Origin of the sequence: Flavobacterium sp. Arc3 (assembly GCF_041431375.1) — a bacterium.
In the GTDB taxonomy this organism is placed as follows: Bacteria; Bacteroidota; Bacteroidia; order Flavobacteriales; family Flavobacteriaceae; genus Flavobacterium.
Genome location: NZ_JASMRI010000005.1, coordinates 183905 through 200235, shown reverse-complemented (window position 1 = coordinate 200235; position 16331 = coordinate 183905). Strand labels below are relative to the sequence as shown.

General features: G+C 32.3%; 13 protein-coding genes. 8 read left to right on the top strand and 5 right to left on the bottom strand.

Annotated elements, in window-relative coordinates:
• Nucleotides 1–271 precede the first annotated feature (271 nt).
• The 4 genes from QO200_RS05475 to QO200_RS05460 all read right to left on the bottom strand — a co-directional run bounded on the left by QO200_RS05475 (nt 272) and on the right by QO200_RS05460 (nt 3916).
• Nucleotides 272–1288 carry a M28 family peptidase gene (locus QO200_RS05475; protein WP_371537374.1) on the bottom strand — a complete coding sequence of 339 codons (1017 nt, stop codon included), beginning with the start codon at nt 1286–1288 and terminating at the stop codon, nt 272–274.
• A 7-nt stretch (nt 1289–1295) separates the two neighbouring features.
• On the bottom strand, nt 1296–2333 hold the full coding sequence (locus QO200_RS05470; protein WP_371537372.1) for a DUF3667 domain-containing protein: 1038 nt from the start codon (nt 2331–2333) through the stop codon (nt 1296–1298).
• 31 nt (nt 2334–2364) lie between these two features.
• On the bottom strand, nt 2365–3138 hold the full coding sequence (locus tag QO200_RS05465) for a dienelactone hydrolase family protein (RefSeq protein ID WP_371537369.1): 774 nt from the start codon (nt 3136–3138) through the stop codon (nt 2365–2367).
• A 325-nt stretch (nt 3139–3463) separates the two neighbouring features.
• Nucleotides 3464–3916 carry an Lrp/AsnC family transcriptional regulator gene (locus tag QO200_RS05460; RefSeq protein WP_371537367.1) on the bottom strand — a complete coding sequence of 151 codons (453 nt, stop codon included), beginning with the start codon at nt 3914–3916 and terminating at the stop codon, nt 3464–3466.
• A gap of 234 nt (nt 3917–4150) precedes the next feature.
• Between QO200_RS05460 and rocD the strand changes: the two genes are divergently transcribed.
• The 8 genes from rocD (at nt 4151) to QO200_RS05420 (ending at nt 15059) form a co-directional block, all read left to right on the top strand.
• Nucleotides 4151–5434, top strand: a complete 1284-nt coding sequence (gene rocD, locus QO200_RS05455; RefSeq protein WP_371537365.1) for an ornithine--oxo-acid transaminase — start codon at nt 4151–4153, stop codon at nt 5432–5434.
• A gap of 11 nt (nt 5435–5445) precedes the next feature.
• On the top strand, nt 5446–6405 hold the full coding sequence (locus QO200_RS05450; RefSeq protein WP_371537362.1) for an arginase: 960 nt from the start codon (nt 5446–5448) through the stop codon (nt 6403–6405).
• A gap of 526 nt (nt 6406–6931) precedes the next feature.
• The gene (locus tag QO200_RS05445; RefSeq protein ID WP_371537359.1) at nt 6932–8035 is read left to right on the top strand and encodes a Fic family protein; all 1104 of its coding nucleotides are present in this window, start codon (nt 6932–6934) and stop codon (nt 8033–8035) included.
• A 276-nt stretch (nt 8036–8311) separates the two neighbouring features.
• The gene (locus QO200_RS05440; RefSeq protein ID WP_371537356.1) at nt 8312–8965 is read left to right on the top strand and encodes a hypothetical protein; all 654 of its coding nucleotides are present in this window, start codon (nt 8312–8314) and stop codon (nt 8963–8965) included.
• Nucleotides 8962–11070, top strand: a complete 2109-nt coding sequence (locus QO200_RS05435; RefSeq protein WP_371537354.1) for a hypothetical protein — start codon at nt 8962–8964, stop codon at nt 11068–11070. Before QO200_RS05440 ends, QO200_RS05435 begins: the two co-directional genes overlap by 4 nt.
• The gene (locus tag QO200_RS05430) at nt 11070–12764 is read left to right on the top strand and encodes a hypothetical protein (RefSeq protein WP_371537353.1); all 1695 of its coding nucleotides are present in this window, start codon (nt 11070–11072) and stop codon (nt 12762–12764) included. Before QO200_RS05435 ends, QO200_RS05430 begins: the two co-directional genes overlap by 1 nt.
• A 156-nt stretch (nt 12765–12920) precedes the next feature.
• The gene (locus tag QO200_RS05425; protein ID WP_371537351.1) at nt 12921–13475 is read left to right on the top strand and encodes a transposase; all 555 of its coding nucleotides are present in this window, start codon (nt 12921–12923) and stop codon (nt 13473–13475) included.
• Nucleotides 13476–13889: 414 nt separating this feature from the next.
• A complete protein-coding gene (locus QO200_RS05420; RefSeq protein WP_371537349.1) occupies nt 13890–15059 on the top strand; it encodes an ATP-grasp domain-containing protein in 1170 nt (389 codons plus the stop codon).
• 251 nt (nt 15060–15310) lie between these two features.
• On the opposite strand, the gene QO200_RS05415 is transcribed toward QO200_RS05420, so the two are convergent.
• The gene (locus tag QO200_RS05415; protein WP_371537346.1) at nt 15311–16093 is read right to left on the bottom strand and encodes an SDR family NAD(P)-dependent oxidoreductase; all 783 of its coding nucleotides are present in this window, start codon (nt 16091–16093) and stop codon (nt 15311–15313) included.
• Nucleotides 16094–16331 lie beyond the last annotated feature (238 nt).

Genomic DNA, 16331 nt, shown 5'->3' with positions numbered 1-16331 from the left:
ATATAATTTTCCAAGTCTTATTTTTTTCTGTAAATCTCGGGAATATTTAATTCCTCCCCAACTTTTGAGATTGATCCCTTTTTTTGTGGAATAAAGTGAAGTATAAAAAAAGAGCTTTGAAATTACTTCAAAGCTCTTTTTTATTTTGTATCAAGGACAACAGTAAAAATCCTTTCGATTTTTTTGGGAGATTCTAAGGTCTCAATTCCTATCGCGAAACCAAGTCTCGCTGTAACGATAATGGAAGCGAGGAGGTGTTCAAATTCTAAATCTATGGTTTATCTACAACAGGTCTGTTTTCTCTATTAGCTAATTCCCATGCCATAGTAAAAGCTAGTTGCGCTCTCTTTGTCAAGGCATCGAATTCGATTTTGTCAGGTGTATCTGTTTTTCTATGGTAATCAGCATGGACACCATTAAATAAAAAAACAGAAGGAACGCCGTGCTTTGCGAAGTTATAATGATCTGAACGCTCGTAAAAATGATTTGGATCAGCGGGATCATTGTATTTATAGTCTAGGTCCATTTGAACGTACTTTTTATTCGCAGCACTGGTGATGTTGTCTAAATCAGTTGATAGTCGGTTTGCGCCGATAACGTACACGTAGTTGTTTGTGTCAGCATGTGCAACATCGCGACGGCCTATCATATCGATATTGATATCGGTAATGGTATTTTCCATTGGATATAGAGGGTTCGCTGAATAATAACTAGAACCTAATAAACCATGCTCTTCGCCTGTTACATGTAAAAATAGAATAGAACGTTTAGGACCGTGACCGTCTTTTTTAGCCTGTTGAAATGCTTGGGCGATTTCCAGTAATGCAACTGTTCCTGAACCGTCATCATCAGCGCCATTGTAGATATCCCCATTTTTAACTCCTACATGATCGTAATGTGCAGATATAACCAAGATTTCGTTTGGCTTCTCTGAACCCTCTATAAAGGCCCATATATTCTCAGAGTCAGGTAGATTTTCATTTCGTTTGGCGTTCAAAAATGCAGCTGGAACTTTTTGGTAAAAGCCATTAGCGGCTTTTGGAAAAGAAATCTTGTTTTTTTTATATTGATTGATAAGGTAAGTTCCGGCTCTTTTTTGGCCAGCAGAACCAGTTTCTCGACCTTCCATTCCGTCTGCTGCCACAATGTAAAGATGTGTTTTTAGTTCATTTGCAGTGATGGTATTCATATATTTTGTAGGATCAGAATTGTCTGCTGAATCAGTAACTTTTGTACTACTGCATGACAGTATAGTGGCTAGTACAAATAGGGAAAGGAGTTTTTTCATTTATGGTTTAGTGAAGATTTATAAAAGTGTAAAAGGAAAACAATAAAAGTAATAAAATTATTATAATGAAGTTTATAAAAAAAAGAAATATGGTTTTTACGAAGGACATGAATCTTGATTCGCCATAAAAACGATGATGTGCCGGGAAAAAATAATAGATCATCCAGCCAAAGCCTGCAAAATTGATTAATCCGCTTATGAAATTTGCAGTATTGGATTCTTCAAATAACAAAAAGATTTTATCGGTGAGAAACAGGATTAAAATAAGTACTAGCAAGAACGAAAAATAATGAAGGGTAAATATACCGTGGTCAAAATAGTACCACCTTTTTTTGTTATGGAAAAGCCATAGAAAAAAAGCGAAAATAGGCAGATAAATAAATAGGACTTTTGGAAAATCATGAAGAAAAGAGGCTTTGAATTTTTCGACAATTTCATCTACGGTATTATTTTCGGTCACTGTTAAGACCTTTTTAATAACTGAATATTCAAAACTGCTGTATTTGTCTTCTACTTTCCCAAATTCTTGAATGGAGTCTAATTCTCTAACTGTTTTAATCCCGAAATTAAATGGTTTTTCGGCTTGGTCGTTTAGTTCAACCGATTTATTGATTGTTTTCTGAATGGAGTCTAAATTGTCTTTTGCTAGTTCACCCGGATGTATAAGTTTATTTATTTTTAAATCGGTCGTTTGTTCTGTGTTTGTGTCAGAGGAGAGTTCGATTTTTTTATCTGGAAAGACACCAATCAAGAAAAACGTAATGAAACTGATAAAAATATAAAGGCGTATCGGTGCCAGGTAGGATAACCTTTTACCGGACAGGTATTCCTTTGTAAGGGTTGCCGGTTTGAGAATAAGGTTTTTGATAGTTTTCCAGAACGCATTTTCGTAATGGGTTAAATCCTCAAAGAAATGGATAAAAAGCTGATGGAAAGTTTTTCTGATGTCTATGTTTTCCTGTCCGCAGTTAGAGCAGAATCTGTTTTGTACAACATATCTGCAATTTAAGCAAGTCTTATCTTTTCTTTGAGGATTTTTACTCATAATAAAGAAATTTTGGGGTTATGAACCCTAGTTATTTTTTCAGAACTTCATGCAGGAAAAGTTTTAAATGTTCAAAAGAGCGTTTGGCCGCTTTCTCATTGTATGCAGCTCCTTTAGAATTGTCATCCCCGTATTCAGGATTGGTAAATCCATGTACCGCATTGGCATAATAAATCATTTGCCAATCGGCTTTTGTATCACGCATTTCTTGTTGGAAAGCGGTAATTTCTTCTTTTGATTCGTACGGGTCATCAGCACCATGACATACTAAAACAGGAACTGTGATAGGTTCAATAGTTCTTGCTGCGTCTCTTGCTAAACCACCATGAAAGGAAACCACGCCTTTTACATTTAGATGTGCACGAGCGGCTTCAAGCGCACCTGTACCACCAAAACAATATCCGATAACTACAATATTGTCAGGATTGGCTCCAGCCTTAATCAATTGATCTAATGCTAATGAAATTCGTTTTTGATATTCCTTGTAGTTCGTTTTATAGTAACCAGACTTTTGACCCGCTTCTGCATTATCTTTTGGATAATTACCCGCTCCATAAATATCGGCAATAAAAGCGTAGTAGCCTAAGCTTGCTAAATCAGCAGCTATATCTTTAGATGCTTTATCAACTCCTCTCCAGGCGGGAAGGATAAGGATACCGGGTTTTTGACTGCTTTTCTTTGCTGGCGTAATTTTGAAACCATTTAAAACCTGATTTCCGTCTTTGTAAGTTGTCGCTTTTAACTGTGCGAAAGAGGTGTTTGAATAGATAAGGAGCCCCAGAATAAAGTATTTTATATTTTTCATAATTCTATAAATTTGTATGTACAAATATCCGAAATTAAATAGTGAAATATTATTAGTCCTACTAATTTACAGTTTTTTTAATAATTGTTTAGCAACAGAATAAAGTATTTTACTATTGATTGCAACTTCTATTAGTGGATAGGAGCTTAGGGGTAAAGGTTTTAAATAAATTATGATCAATCTTTTACTTTTTACAAGGCTAAACTATTTAAAAAAAATAGTACCATTTTATATTATTTCTTTTAATTAGAATTGCTATTTCTATGATTTTCTATGTGGTAAAAAAAGGCTGGTCTTTAATTAGCCACAAAGGCTGGCTGTAACTTTAAAGGCTAATGTTTCTTTTAAAGGCGCACCCCAATTCAATCATGGAATCTGTTTTGGCAATTCCTTGAATGGTATCAATTTTTTCATACAGCAACTTTCTCATGTGTTCATGGTCTCTTGCTATCATTTTTATATATAAGGTAAAAGAGCCTGTGATAAAATAGCATTCTGTTACCTCAGGGATTTTTTTCAACTCATCAATGACTCTGCTGGAATCCTCGTCTTTATTTAAGGTAATTCCTGTAAATGCACCCCAGTCATAGCCAATTTTTTTTTCGTTGATAATGGGTTTTATACCAGTAATAATTCCGTGCTCCATCAATCTATTGATGCGCTGGTGCACCATGGTGTTTGATATTTTTAAAGTAGTAGCAATTGCCGAGTAGGCCATACGACCATCTTTTTCTAATTCTTTTATGATGTTAATGTCAAATTCATCTAATATATCCATGAAATTTTTTTTTAAATTTAAATGCGTAACTTTAGTAAGTATAAAAGTAATTGTTTTTTTTCCTTTTTTCGTTAGAAATACAGATTTAATTTATGTAAAATGACTTTTAAAAACGTATTTTTTAGTAAAATTAACTTTACATAGTAGTTAATAAGTCAAAAACGTCGATTTTCATTGCGAAAGACAAAAATATTTGTAGTTTTGTATTTCAGAATCATAAAAATAAAACATATCATGGAACAAAAACATCAAACACTCTCTTCAAAGGCAGAAGCGTTAATCGAAAAAGAAAATAAATATGGAGCCCATAATTATCATCCCTTACCGGTAGTTCTTGAAAAAGGAGAAGGAGTTTTTGTATGGGATGTAGATGGTAAAAAATATTATGATTTCCTTTCGGCGTATTCAGCAGTAAATCAAGGACATTGTCATCCAAAAATTGTTGGGGCAATGGTAAAACAAGCACAAACATTAACATTGACTTCTCGTGCGTTTCATAATGATCAGTTGGGTGTTTTTGAGGAATATGTGACTAAATATTTTGATTTTGACAAAGTATTACCAATGAATACAGGTGCCGAAGCGGTAGAAACGGCTTTGAAAATTTGTAGAAAATGGTCTTATGAAGTAAAAGGAATTCCTGAAAATCAAGCACAAATTATTGTTTGTGAAAACAATTTCCACGGAAGAACGACAACTATCATTTCGTTTTCAAATGACGAAAATGCACGTAAAAACTTTGGTCCCTTCACAGAAGGTTTTATAAAAATTCCTTATGATGATATTGATGCCTTAGAAGCAGCTTTAAAATCAAGTTCAAATATAGCTGGTTTCTTAGTAGAACCTATTCAAGGAGAAGCAGGTGTTTATGTTCCTACCGAAGGTTATTTGGCAAAAGCCAAAGCACTTTGTGCAGCTCATAATGTATTGTTTATTGCAGATGAAGTTCAAACAGGAATTGCACGTACAGGAAGATTATTAGCCACTTGTGGAAATTGTTCTTGTGAAAAAGGATGTGAAAATAAACCAGAAGTGAAGCCAGATATCCTTATCTTAGGCAAAGCAATTTCAGGAGGTGTATATCCCGTTTCTGCGGTACTGGCTAATGATGCTATTATGAACGTAATCAAGCCGGGTCAACACGGTTCTACTTTTGGTGGAAATCCAGTTGCGGCTGCGGTTGCAGTTGCGGCACTTGAGGTAGTTCGCGATGAGAACTTATCAGCAAATGCAGAACGTTTGGGAATTATTTTAAGAAAAGGACTGAATGAGATCGCTTCGAGAAACTCACTGATCAGTCTGGTAAGAGGGAAAGGTCTGCTGAACGCAATCGTAATCGATTGTGATGAAGAGTCTGATTTAGCTTGGCAAATTTGCTTAAGATTTAGAGACTACGGATTGCTGGCAAAACCAACACATGGAAATAAAATACGTTTCGCTCCGCCTTTAGTGATAACTGAAGCGCAAATCCAAGACTGTCTTGTGATTATTGAAAAAGCATTAAACGATTTCAAATAACACCAATTGTTATGGAACGATTTATAAAATTAATTAAAAACCGATCCGATATCGGAGCTGGGACAAGAGGTTCCGATATGGGAATTGACGCCATCGAAATTGCGGCCATCAATCAAAACAGTGATTATTTCAATCAATTTAAATTTGAAGATGTAAAAACGCATAACGAATCGGTATACAATAAAAACAGAAATACCTTTGCCAAAAGAATCGAACATGTTCTAGAGCAATGCACCCGGGTTTCCTATGCGGTAAAACACAATCTGGAAGGTGATTATTTTCCAATAGTATTGTCGGGAGATCACTCCTCGGCATTGGGAACGATTAGCGGAATCAAAGCGGTTTACCCCACTAAAACATTAGGCGTGATCTGGATTGACGCGCATGCTGATCTGCATTCACCTTATACCTCACCTTCGGGCAACATTCACGGTATGCCATTGGCGGCAGCTCTTGGAGAGGATAATCTGGATTGCAAAATTAATGAAATTACCCCTGAAACGGCACAGCATTGGGAGGACATGAAAAATATCGGTTGTCCCGGTGCTAAAATACTTCCTGAAAATCTGATTTACTTTGGGGTTCGTGATGCCGAAGAACCCGAATTAGAGCTAATGGAAAAATTAGGTATCTGCAATTATAAGGTTGAGGAGGTTCGTTACAGAGGGCTTAAAACCTGCGTTAGTGAAGCGCTGGCGAAACTTTCCTGCGATATGATTTACATATCCTTTGATGTGGATTCCATGGATTGCGACATGATTTCTTACGGAACCGGAACGCCGGTACCCAAAGGGTTTGACCAGTACGAGGTAATCGACATCATCAACCAGATTATCAAATCCAGAAAGGTGGTTTGTTTTGAAGTGGTGGAAGTCAACCCGCTGCTGGACACCAAAGGAAACAAGATGGCCGAAACCGCTTTCCAGGTTTTGGAACAAATTACATCCACTATTATTCTGCCCATCGAATAACATTTTTTTATTCAAATATAAAAGCCCAAAGTCTGGAAATAGATTTTGGGCTTTTCCTTTTTTAATATTTACCAGTATAGACAGTTCTCCATTTCTTTTTTAGTAATGTAAACGCTATCCGTCTTTCCTGATTCATTACTCAATTTTTCAGGAGCTAATCCCGTCATCCGTTGCAACCCATTTGGTTTCAAACCCTTTTTCTAGATGCTGGCAGGAGCTTTTGGTTACCTTCTCCTTCGGAGAGGGGCTGGGGGTGAGGATTGTCGCTCTGCCACTGCCAGTAAAAGTGGTTTTCTACCTCCATGGGGTTTTCACTGCGCCCGGGGCTAGGGTATATATGGTTTATTTAGTGTAAATGTGGTTTCTCGTAAAGTTTATTGTTGCTATTTTCAACAAATTATAATAAACACGGAAATCAAACGAGGGTGAAATTTACCCTAAATAGCCAAACGAGTGTAAATAATCGTTATATTTACACTCGTGTTGAATACAGAGGTAAGTAGCGCCCTTGTTAAAAAGTAATATTATGAGCAATAAATCAATATATAATCCAGAAATACCCTATAATAATTTACCACTATTACCGCCACTAGGGGAAATAGAGAATACGATCCTATTAAAAAAGACAATTAGTGCCAGTAGAGCTTTATCAGAATTAAAAGGCGCTATAACCAACTTACCAAATCCAACGCTTTTTATTGATACTATCAATTTACAAGAAGCACAAGCAAGTTCTGCGATTGAAAACATCATTACTACACAAGATGAATTATTCAGAGCTTCAATAGCAGAAAAAAAGAATGATAATCTAGCCACAAAAGAAGTACTGCATTATAAAGATGCTTTATGGTATGGAGTAGAACAAATTGAAAAGCGGCCTATTTTAACCACAAATCTATTTGTATCATTAGTTCAAATAATAAAAGAAAACCAGTCTAGTATTCGTAATGTACCTGGTACACAATTAAAAAATCCTGTAACAAATACCGTAGTGTATACTCCGCCTGAGGGGGGAAATGTAATAAGAGAAAAGCTAAAAAATTTAGAAGACTTCATTCATGCAGATGATAACTTGGACCCGTTAATAAAAATGGCAATTATTCATTACCAGTTCGAAGCCATTCATCCATTCTTTGATGGTAATGGACGTACAGGAAGAATTATACTTTTATTATACCTTAAAATCACTGGTTTACTGGACTTACCAGCCTTATACCTTAGTAATTATATCATACAACATAAAGACAACTATTACGCTAATTTAAGGAAAGTAACTGAAGAAGGCAATTGGCAAGATTGGATTTTGTATATGCTCGATATGGTAGAGCAAACGGCTTTAACTGCAAGAGCTCAAATTACAGAAATTGAGGAATTAATGAATACAATGGCGATAGAAATACAGCAAAAATCACCAAAAATATATTCAAAAGACTTAATGGAAGAACTTTTTAGATTGCCCTACACTAAAAGAAACCAATTAGAAAAAGCAGGTTTAGGAAATCTAAAAACAGTGGGGAATTACCTCAAGGAATTAGAAAATCAAGGCTTCTTAAAAAGCGAACAGGTAGGTAAAGAAAAGTTGTATCTCAACTTTAGATTATTAGAAGTTTTGAAGCCAAAGAGGAATTAGGATTTATTATTTATCGTAATAAAATATTCGCCTGGTTTTAGAAGCTCTGCCGCCGCCAGTAAAAGTGGTTTTCAACCTGCATGGGGTTTTCACTGCTACCGGGGCTAGGGGATGTGTGGTTTAATTAGGGTGAATGCGGTTTTCCGTAAAGATTAGAAATGAGATGGACATATCTTTGAAAATTAATTAATTTATCAGATTTTTCGGATATTATATGGTATATTTGGTTTGAAGTAATTTATAGTTACTGAACGTTTATTTAAAAGAACACAAATTATGAATGAACAAGATAAAATTAGAAGTCATAAAGATAAAATTAGAATATTTTTAATTCTTTATTATTTTTCTGAAAGTTACTCTGATTCAGATTACCCTTCTCGAAAAAAAATCTTTAAAAGTGAAGTTAGAATTCAAAAAATAGATTTTTTATTAAGAAACCCTGACTACTTCGCGTACGAATTATTAAACATTGCTATCAAAGATGATTCTAAAAAGCCAGAAATCAAACAAATTATAAAAGAAATATTTGATAAAGACGAACCAGTAATTAGACGTCTTGAAATGGAAAGATTTTTTTTTGGGGCATATGAAGATATAGATGATGTTATTGGTTTTTTAAAAAGTATTGACTTTATAGATTTTTCTAGTAAAAAAAGTTCTGATTTAAAAACGATAGAAAAACAATATTTTATTACTGAGACTGCCATTGCAAAGATAAAAAATGAAATTTCAAATTTTTCTTCTTTGCAATGGTATATTTCTAGATGTGAATTAATAAAAAAATATTTTGGAAACTTATCTGGTACTCAACTAAAAGTTTCCCAATATCAAATAGAAGAATACAGAGATACTACGTATAAAAACTATATCGGCAGTATTAAAAATATGGTGGTTGATGACTTTAAAAAACTTTATAACGAACAATTATGACATTTGATCTAACAAAATTCACAAAAGAGCTTTATATAGAATTCAGTAACTCATTAACGTTTGAAGAGGTTGAATCCCTTTTAGAAATAAAAGAGGCATACAACAAAGATACTCCTTTATCAACGGGTAAAAACCTGTCATTAACTTATATTAGTTTTAATGGTGAAAAATCAACTACAGAAAAACAAAGCTATTCAGGAAATCAAATAAATTTTGAGCAAGAAATACAATCAGGTATAAATATTTGGATAGCTGATAACTTAAAGGGTAAATCGAGTGTTTTAAAAGTTATAAAATATGCTTTAACTGGTAATAATTCTTTAAAGCCTAATATTAAAAAATGGATAAAACATATAATTATAAATTTTAAAATAGGGAATAAACATTACACAATATACTTAAATACAGAAGGGAGACTTAATGCTTTTCTTTTAAATGGTACATTTAAAAAACCTAACGAAATCGAAGATCATAAAGATCAAATTATTATCCAAGCTAAAAGTGAAACTGAGTACCAAGAAAAAATTCAAGATTTCTTTTTTAAACAATTTTCGTATTACTCATTAAAATGGACTCAAAAAAGTTCTTCGAAAGACAGTAATGAACTATTAGAATCCAGTGCAAGTTGGAGTACATATTTTAAATCGATTTTTCTTGAATCGAAGGATTCTGCTAGTTTGATTTTTGGAGGGCAGGAAAAAAAAGTTTTTGAAATGTTAATGGGTTTAGAGCTTACTTATCCAATAAATAGATTGGGATTAAAAAAAGATATGCTTAATGATAAAAAAGGAAAACAAAATCTTTTTTCTAAAATGGATATTAAGCAAATTTCTATTGATAAACAAAACTTGGAATTAGATCTTGATATTTTAAACAAGCAACTAGAAACACTAAAAGATGAGAAACCTATAAGTATTAATAAACTTTACTCTGATTACAATATTATTCTAAAGGAAATTGAACTAACAAACAAGATCTCCTTAGACTATGAAAACAATAATCACCTTTTAAGAAAGTTGTTTAATTCTTTAGGTTCCAAACGTTCGTCAAATGAGGTTGAATTGAATAGGATTAAAAAAGAAATTGAAAAGATCAATAAACAAATTATAAGTATCGAAGAATATCTTGATATTGGAATATTTTTTTCGAATCTTGATATTAAGCATTGTCCTAGTTGTAATCATACTGTTAGCGAGCATAAAAAAAGAACTCAAACGGAAGAACATAAATGCACTCTTTGTAATGAAGGTGTAGAAGAATCTGAAATTGACAAAGAAGTATATAATGATAAAATTGATAGATTAAAAAGTTTGAAACTGAAATTTATCGAAGAATCTAATATTTTGATTGAAGATATTAAGGTTATAAATCTAAAATATGATGAAGAAAACAAGAAAATTGTAAATTTAGAAGCTAAAAGAATAGAGCTAAAAGACACAATTCTACTTAATGAAGATTTAAGAAAAATCGAGAAATTGATTAATATTGAAAAAGGGAAAATTACGCCAGATAACTTAAAAAGAGAAAATATTATTAAAGAGAAAGCTATTATAGAATATAAGATATCTGAACTTGATAAATCAACCCAAAAACCTAAATTGTCTATTGATTTCGACAAACAAATTAAGCTTTTGGACACAGCTATTATTAAATTAAATTCATTGAGGTATAAAATTGGTGAAAATATCCTTAAACGCTTATCAGAATTAATGTTAAGTGAAATAAATGATTTTGGGCTTAAATCTATTACAGAAATAAAAATCTCAGAAAAATTTGAGATTCAATATAAACAAGACGGAGATTTTATAAGTTTTAATAATATCGCTGAAGGTGAGCAATTGAGAGCGAAAATTGCTTTTTACTTAAGTTTAATTCAATTAGATATTGAAAAGAATTTTGGACGACATACGAGATTTTTAATTATCGATAGTCCGAGTAAAGAGGAAGCTGACGCTAATTTTTTGAACGGTTTGTCAAGTGTTTTAAAAAGCATAGAGGAAAGATATGGAGACGAACTACAAATACTGATTGGAACTGCAGAAAGAGGTCTAAAAGATGTCGTGAAAAAACAGTACATCACCCGTCTAGATGAATTTGTTTTTTAATGTTAGCTTCAAATTATATATCATTATTTAAAAAACTGAAACTCTCAGAAAAATTTGATTTTTTTGAAAGAAATCAAAATAGTACTTTAGAGTCTTTGGAAGGCACAAGTTTAAATACCTTTTTGAAAGAAATTATTCTTGATAACGAAGAGAACAATAACATTAGAAAAAATGCTCTTCAAACATATATTAATTATACGTTACTAGGTCGCATAAAAATAAGGCAAACCTTAACCTTATTAATAGATGAATGGGATGATAATTGTGATTTATTTTTAAAATCGCAAAGACTAAAGGATCTTTATTTATTTTATAATGAAGAAGAAATTGAGATTGAAAATATTTATGAAAATTCATTGAAAGAAGAGGAAGCTGAACTAATAGCGGAATCCTATTTCAATCTTGGATTAATTAATATGCAAAAAGGGTTTTCTTCAACTGAAAAAGTAAAGATTTTAGCTTTTTTTGAGAAAAGTAGTGAGTTTTTTACGAGTTCAAATCGAATTATTGAAAATCGTGTTGACTCTCAATTTTATAATATTTCCATATTAATAATTATAGATTTAATAGAAGGATCGCGCAATATTTTAGCGTCAAATTTAAAGACGTTAGCTATTTTGCTGTTTAAAAAAGAATCATTTTCTTTCCATTACAATGTAAATACATTTCACATAGGTTTTTATAGAGTGCTGAATTCTTTGAATATAATTCAATTAGAAACACCAAATAATTGGTTGAATTTTAGAGACAGTCTGTCTGAACTTTATTGTCAATATGCAGAATTAACAAACCAGTTAATAAAAGAGCGTCTTAACAAAAGTGTTATTTCATATGAATTTAAAGGTATGGTTAAAAGTCGGTTCATAGAGCCCTATTTTACATTGAACTTTCAAGCACAATTATCAAAAATTGATTCAAGGTTAATAGAAATAGATTCAACAAATCCTGAATTTAGTTTTCTTAATGATATTAGAGAATTAGTTGTAGACCAAAAGAATAAAAAAGTAGTAGAATCTAATCTTGTCAAAAATACATTAACTAAGATTTTCCCAAATAGAAGTCTATTAATTATTGAAGAAAGTATTTCAAAAATAGACACATCAAATCCATTTGATTATTTAGCTGCTTTTGAAGACCTCAAATCTCCTTCAATTATAGAGTTTACTGATAAATTAATAGGAGCTTGCTCAAAGCTTCAGGGGAATAGAATCTATAGGGGGGGGTATTCAGAAGATGATAGAAACACCTATATTACTCATTTACTTGAATCAGCAGATTATATTGTTAAAGATCAATCAAGATGGAGTTTTTCTGCTGCTGGAAAATCTGCTGGGGAACTTGATCTCTTTATTTTAGATTCTAAAGGTTTACCATATACAATAATCGAAGCTTTAAATTTGGATTCTTTAAAAAAAGATTATATAATATATCATTTAGATAAGTTATTTAAATATGATACTACAGGTCTTGAAAATAATTTCATAATTGTTTATTCAAATTCGAAAAATTTCGATTCATTTTGGGTGAGATATATAGAATTTATTTCAGAACATTCATATCTATATAAATTTAAATCTTTTAAAGAAAATTTAAGTTATCAGTTTTCCGATATAAAAATTGGAGTTGCAATTCATGAAAGAAAAGGTAAAGAGGTGAAATTATTTCATATAATGGTTGATCTTTTTAATAGCTAAGTTCACCCCGATCGCTCGGATATGTAAAAAAGTCTCTTATGTGCGATAGCGCGGATTTGCAATCCGTGCCCACAAAGCAAATCTACACGAAAAGAAATAAATTAAAGCTATGTGATTGTTTTATTTGTAGCTTTTATTGTATTTTTAAATAAAAAAATGTCAACAAAATACAAAGCAACAACAACAGATCAGGCATATTTTATAACTATAACAACTGTAGGTTGGGTTGATATATTTACGCGACTCAACCAAAAGTACAATATTGTTAATGGTTTGCAATATTGCCAAGAGAAAAAAGGACTTGAAATATATGCGTATTGCATTATGCACAGTCATATACATTTAATGTGCAAAGCCACAAATGGTTTTATTTTATCGGATATCATGCGTGATTTTAAAAAATATACCTCCAAGAAAATTATTCAGACTATAATGGAAGAACCAGAGAGTCGCAGGGAATGGCTTTTGGCTTATTTTGAAAAAGCGTGTGCGCATCTTAAAAGAGATCAACGTTATAAAGTATGGCAAGACGGATATCACGCTGAAATAATAGAAACCAATTGGTTCATAAAACAAAAGGTTGATTATATACACAATAATCCTATAAAAGATAAAGTAGTCACCTTGCCCGAGGATTATTATTTTAGTTCTGCAAGAAATTATTCAGGCTTAGGAAATGATTTGGATGTTGTAGTGTTGGATTTGTTTTAGATTGTTGCTTTACTGTGCGGGCACGGATTGCAAATCCGCGCTATCTTACGTAGAGACATATCCGCGCGATCGGGGATAAAACCTAATATATCTAAAAATCAAAAAGATAGCTTTTGAAAAACCCTTGACTTAATGACATTGAGCGCGAGCGTCCCGCTCGTGCCAATAAAGTAGATACAATACCTATCGGCCATAATATATAGATATTTTAAAACTGGAGAGCTAAATTGTAATATCACGGTTAATTTAATCAATGAGTAAGATGTTGCATTTGTTTGTGTTCACGAGCGGGGGAAATACCGTTTTTTATCGTATTTTCGTTTAGTCGAAAATACTCGTCTTCGTAAGTCGCAAACGGCTACAGGCGCGGGAACATTGGCGATAATTTAGATAAATCCTATATAGAAATTAAAAATGTACCTAATAGATAAACCATATATTTCAGATTTTCTTATAGATACGATAAAAGAAAATCACTATCAAGTTGTTGCAACAAAAGTGGCTAAAGAATTAGTGGCTGACGCTTCCTTAAATTGGATTAGCGAAGAAGAGGCTATAGCAACTATAAAAAACAACCCTTCTCAGCGGATATATTCCAATTCAGAAAATGTTCTCAGTTGGATAGATAAACACTTTTGGGAAAGTGAATTGTCACAACAAATCAATATCCTCAAAGACAAGGTAAAATTCAGAGAGCAAATTAAATCCATATTTCCAGAATTTAAATTCCAAAAAATCAAGTTAGAAAATATTCAGAATATTGCTACCGAGGAATTGTCATTTCCATTTGTCATAAAACCATCCATCGGGTTTTTAAGTATTGGTGTCTATATTATAAATGATGAAAATGACTGGATTAAGGCAAAAGAGAAAATAACGCCGGACAATCTTAAAAGCATTTTTCCAATAAATGTACTTGATACTTCCCACTTTATTATTGAGGATTTTATTCAAGGAGAAGAATACGCTATAGATTATTATCATAATGATAAGGGTGAGGTGGTTATATTAAATATTTTACACCACGTTTTTTCATCGGGAACAGATACAAGCGACAGAGTATATTCTACTTGTAAAGCAATTATCAATCAATATAAATATGAATTGGAACAGTTTTTAAGCACAATTGGCAATAAACTTGATTTAAAGAATTTTCCGGCTCATGCAGAAGTAAGGATTGATGAGAACGGCAAAATAATTCCTATTGAAATCAACCCACTTCGTTTTGGAGGATGGTGTACTACTGGTGATTTATCGGGAATTACATTGGGGCTTAATTCCTATAAATACTATTTTGAAAACACTTGTCCAAATTGGGATACTATATACGAAGGCAAAGAAGACAAAATATTTAGCTTAATCGTTTTAGATAATAATTCAGGTATTAAGCCTGCTGATATTGCAAGACTTGATTATAAAGCACTTGCTGATGATTTTGAAAACCCTATTTTGATAAGAGCCTTAGATATTAACACATATCCTCTTTTTGGTTTTGTTTTTTTAAAAACTGACAAAAAAAACAAAAAGGAATTATACGATATTCTCAGTTCAGATTTGAGAAAATACATCATTGTTAGAGAATAAAAACTACCGCCAACAATGTATAAAAATAATAAGGTTTAAGTGCCAAACCCAAAGTTGGTGCTGATTTACAAAGTCCGCTAAATTTAAAAGTAAGTGTGTTTTAATATCCGCTACTGCATTCTATGATAAAAAAACAACTGAATATTAAATAGAACAAAAAAAATGGAAATAAGGATTAAACGTATTAGAAAAATTTCTTCTAAGTTCGAATAATTCTTATTTCCATTTCTGGATAAAAGGAATAGGAATTTTTACATTGACCTGTGTTTCTCTGTTCTTTTCTTAAATGCATCAAACATAGCTGCCGCTTTTTTATCAAATTCGAGAGGATTATCACGATTCAATTTTACATTATCTAAGTCACTTAAAATCACATCGATTTCGTTATTTTTTATACCTTCAATTAATTTTTTAGCAACCATTTCAGGAGAATGTAAGCCCCCTGAATTTGAATTTTTCATCATTGGTGTGTCAGTTGCAGTAGGGTATAGGGTAGTTACTTGTATAGGGAAATCTTTTAACTCTCTTCTAATCGATTCAGAAAATGCTTTTACAGCCGCTTTAGTCGCTGCATAGGGAGCGTAAAAAGGCATGCTAATTAATGCTAAACCAGAAGAGACATTTATCAGTGCTGCTTCTTTACTTTTTTTCAATAAAGGAAGCATGTGCTTAGTCATTAAAATTAATCCGATTACGTTGATATTCGTTTGCGCAATGATATCATCATCAGAAATGCTGCTAATTGATCCCGCACTGACCACACCTGCGTTGTTAATCAAAATGTCTACTGTTCCCCATTTCTTTTCAACAATTGCAGCAAACTCTTTAATGTCTTCGACCTTAGCGAGATCGCCACTATAAAGTTCAAATTCGGCTTTAGGAAATTCTTTTTTTAGAGCTTCTAACTTTTCCTTGCTTCTACCTATTACGGCAAAATCTTTAACACCTTCCTGATATAATTCGGCTACAATTTTTTCTCCAATTCCGCTTCCGCCGCCTGTTATTACAACTTTTTTATTTTCAAAATTTTTCATCTTTTGTACTAATTTAGGTTATTATCTTCTTTTTTTTCTCCAGTATGAACTGTCGATCTTTTTACTTGTATTATCTCAAAAATAGGAATAAGAAAATGCAGCAAAGACTAATTAAGATTAATTTAATATAATTGTCTGCTATTTTTTTAGTGTAATAGTGTTTTTATTTAAGCAGTTACTATTTTAAGCATGAAGCAGTTGCTAGCGTTTTTTATACGTAACGATGGCGTTCTACACA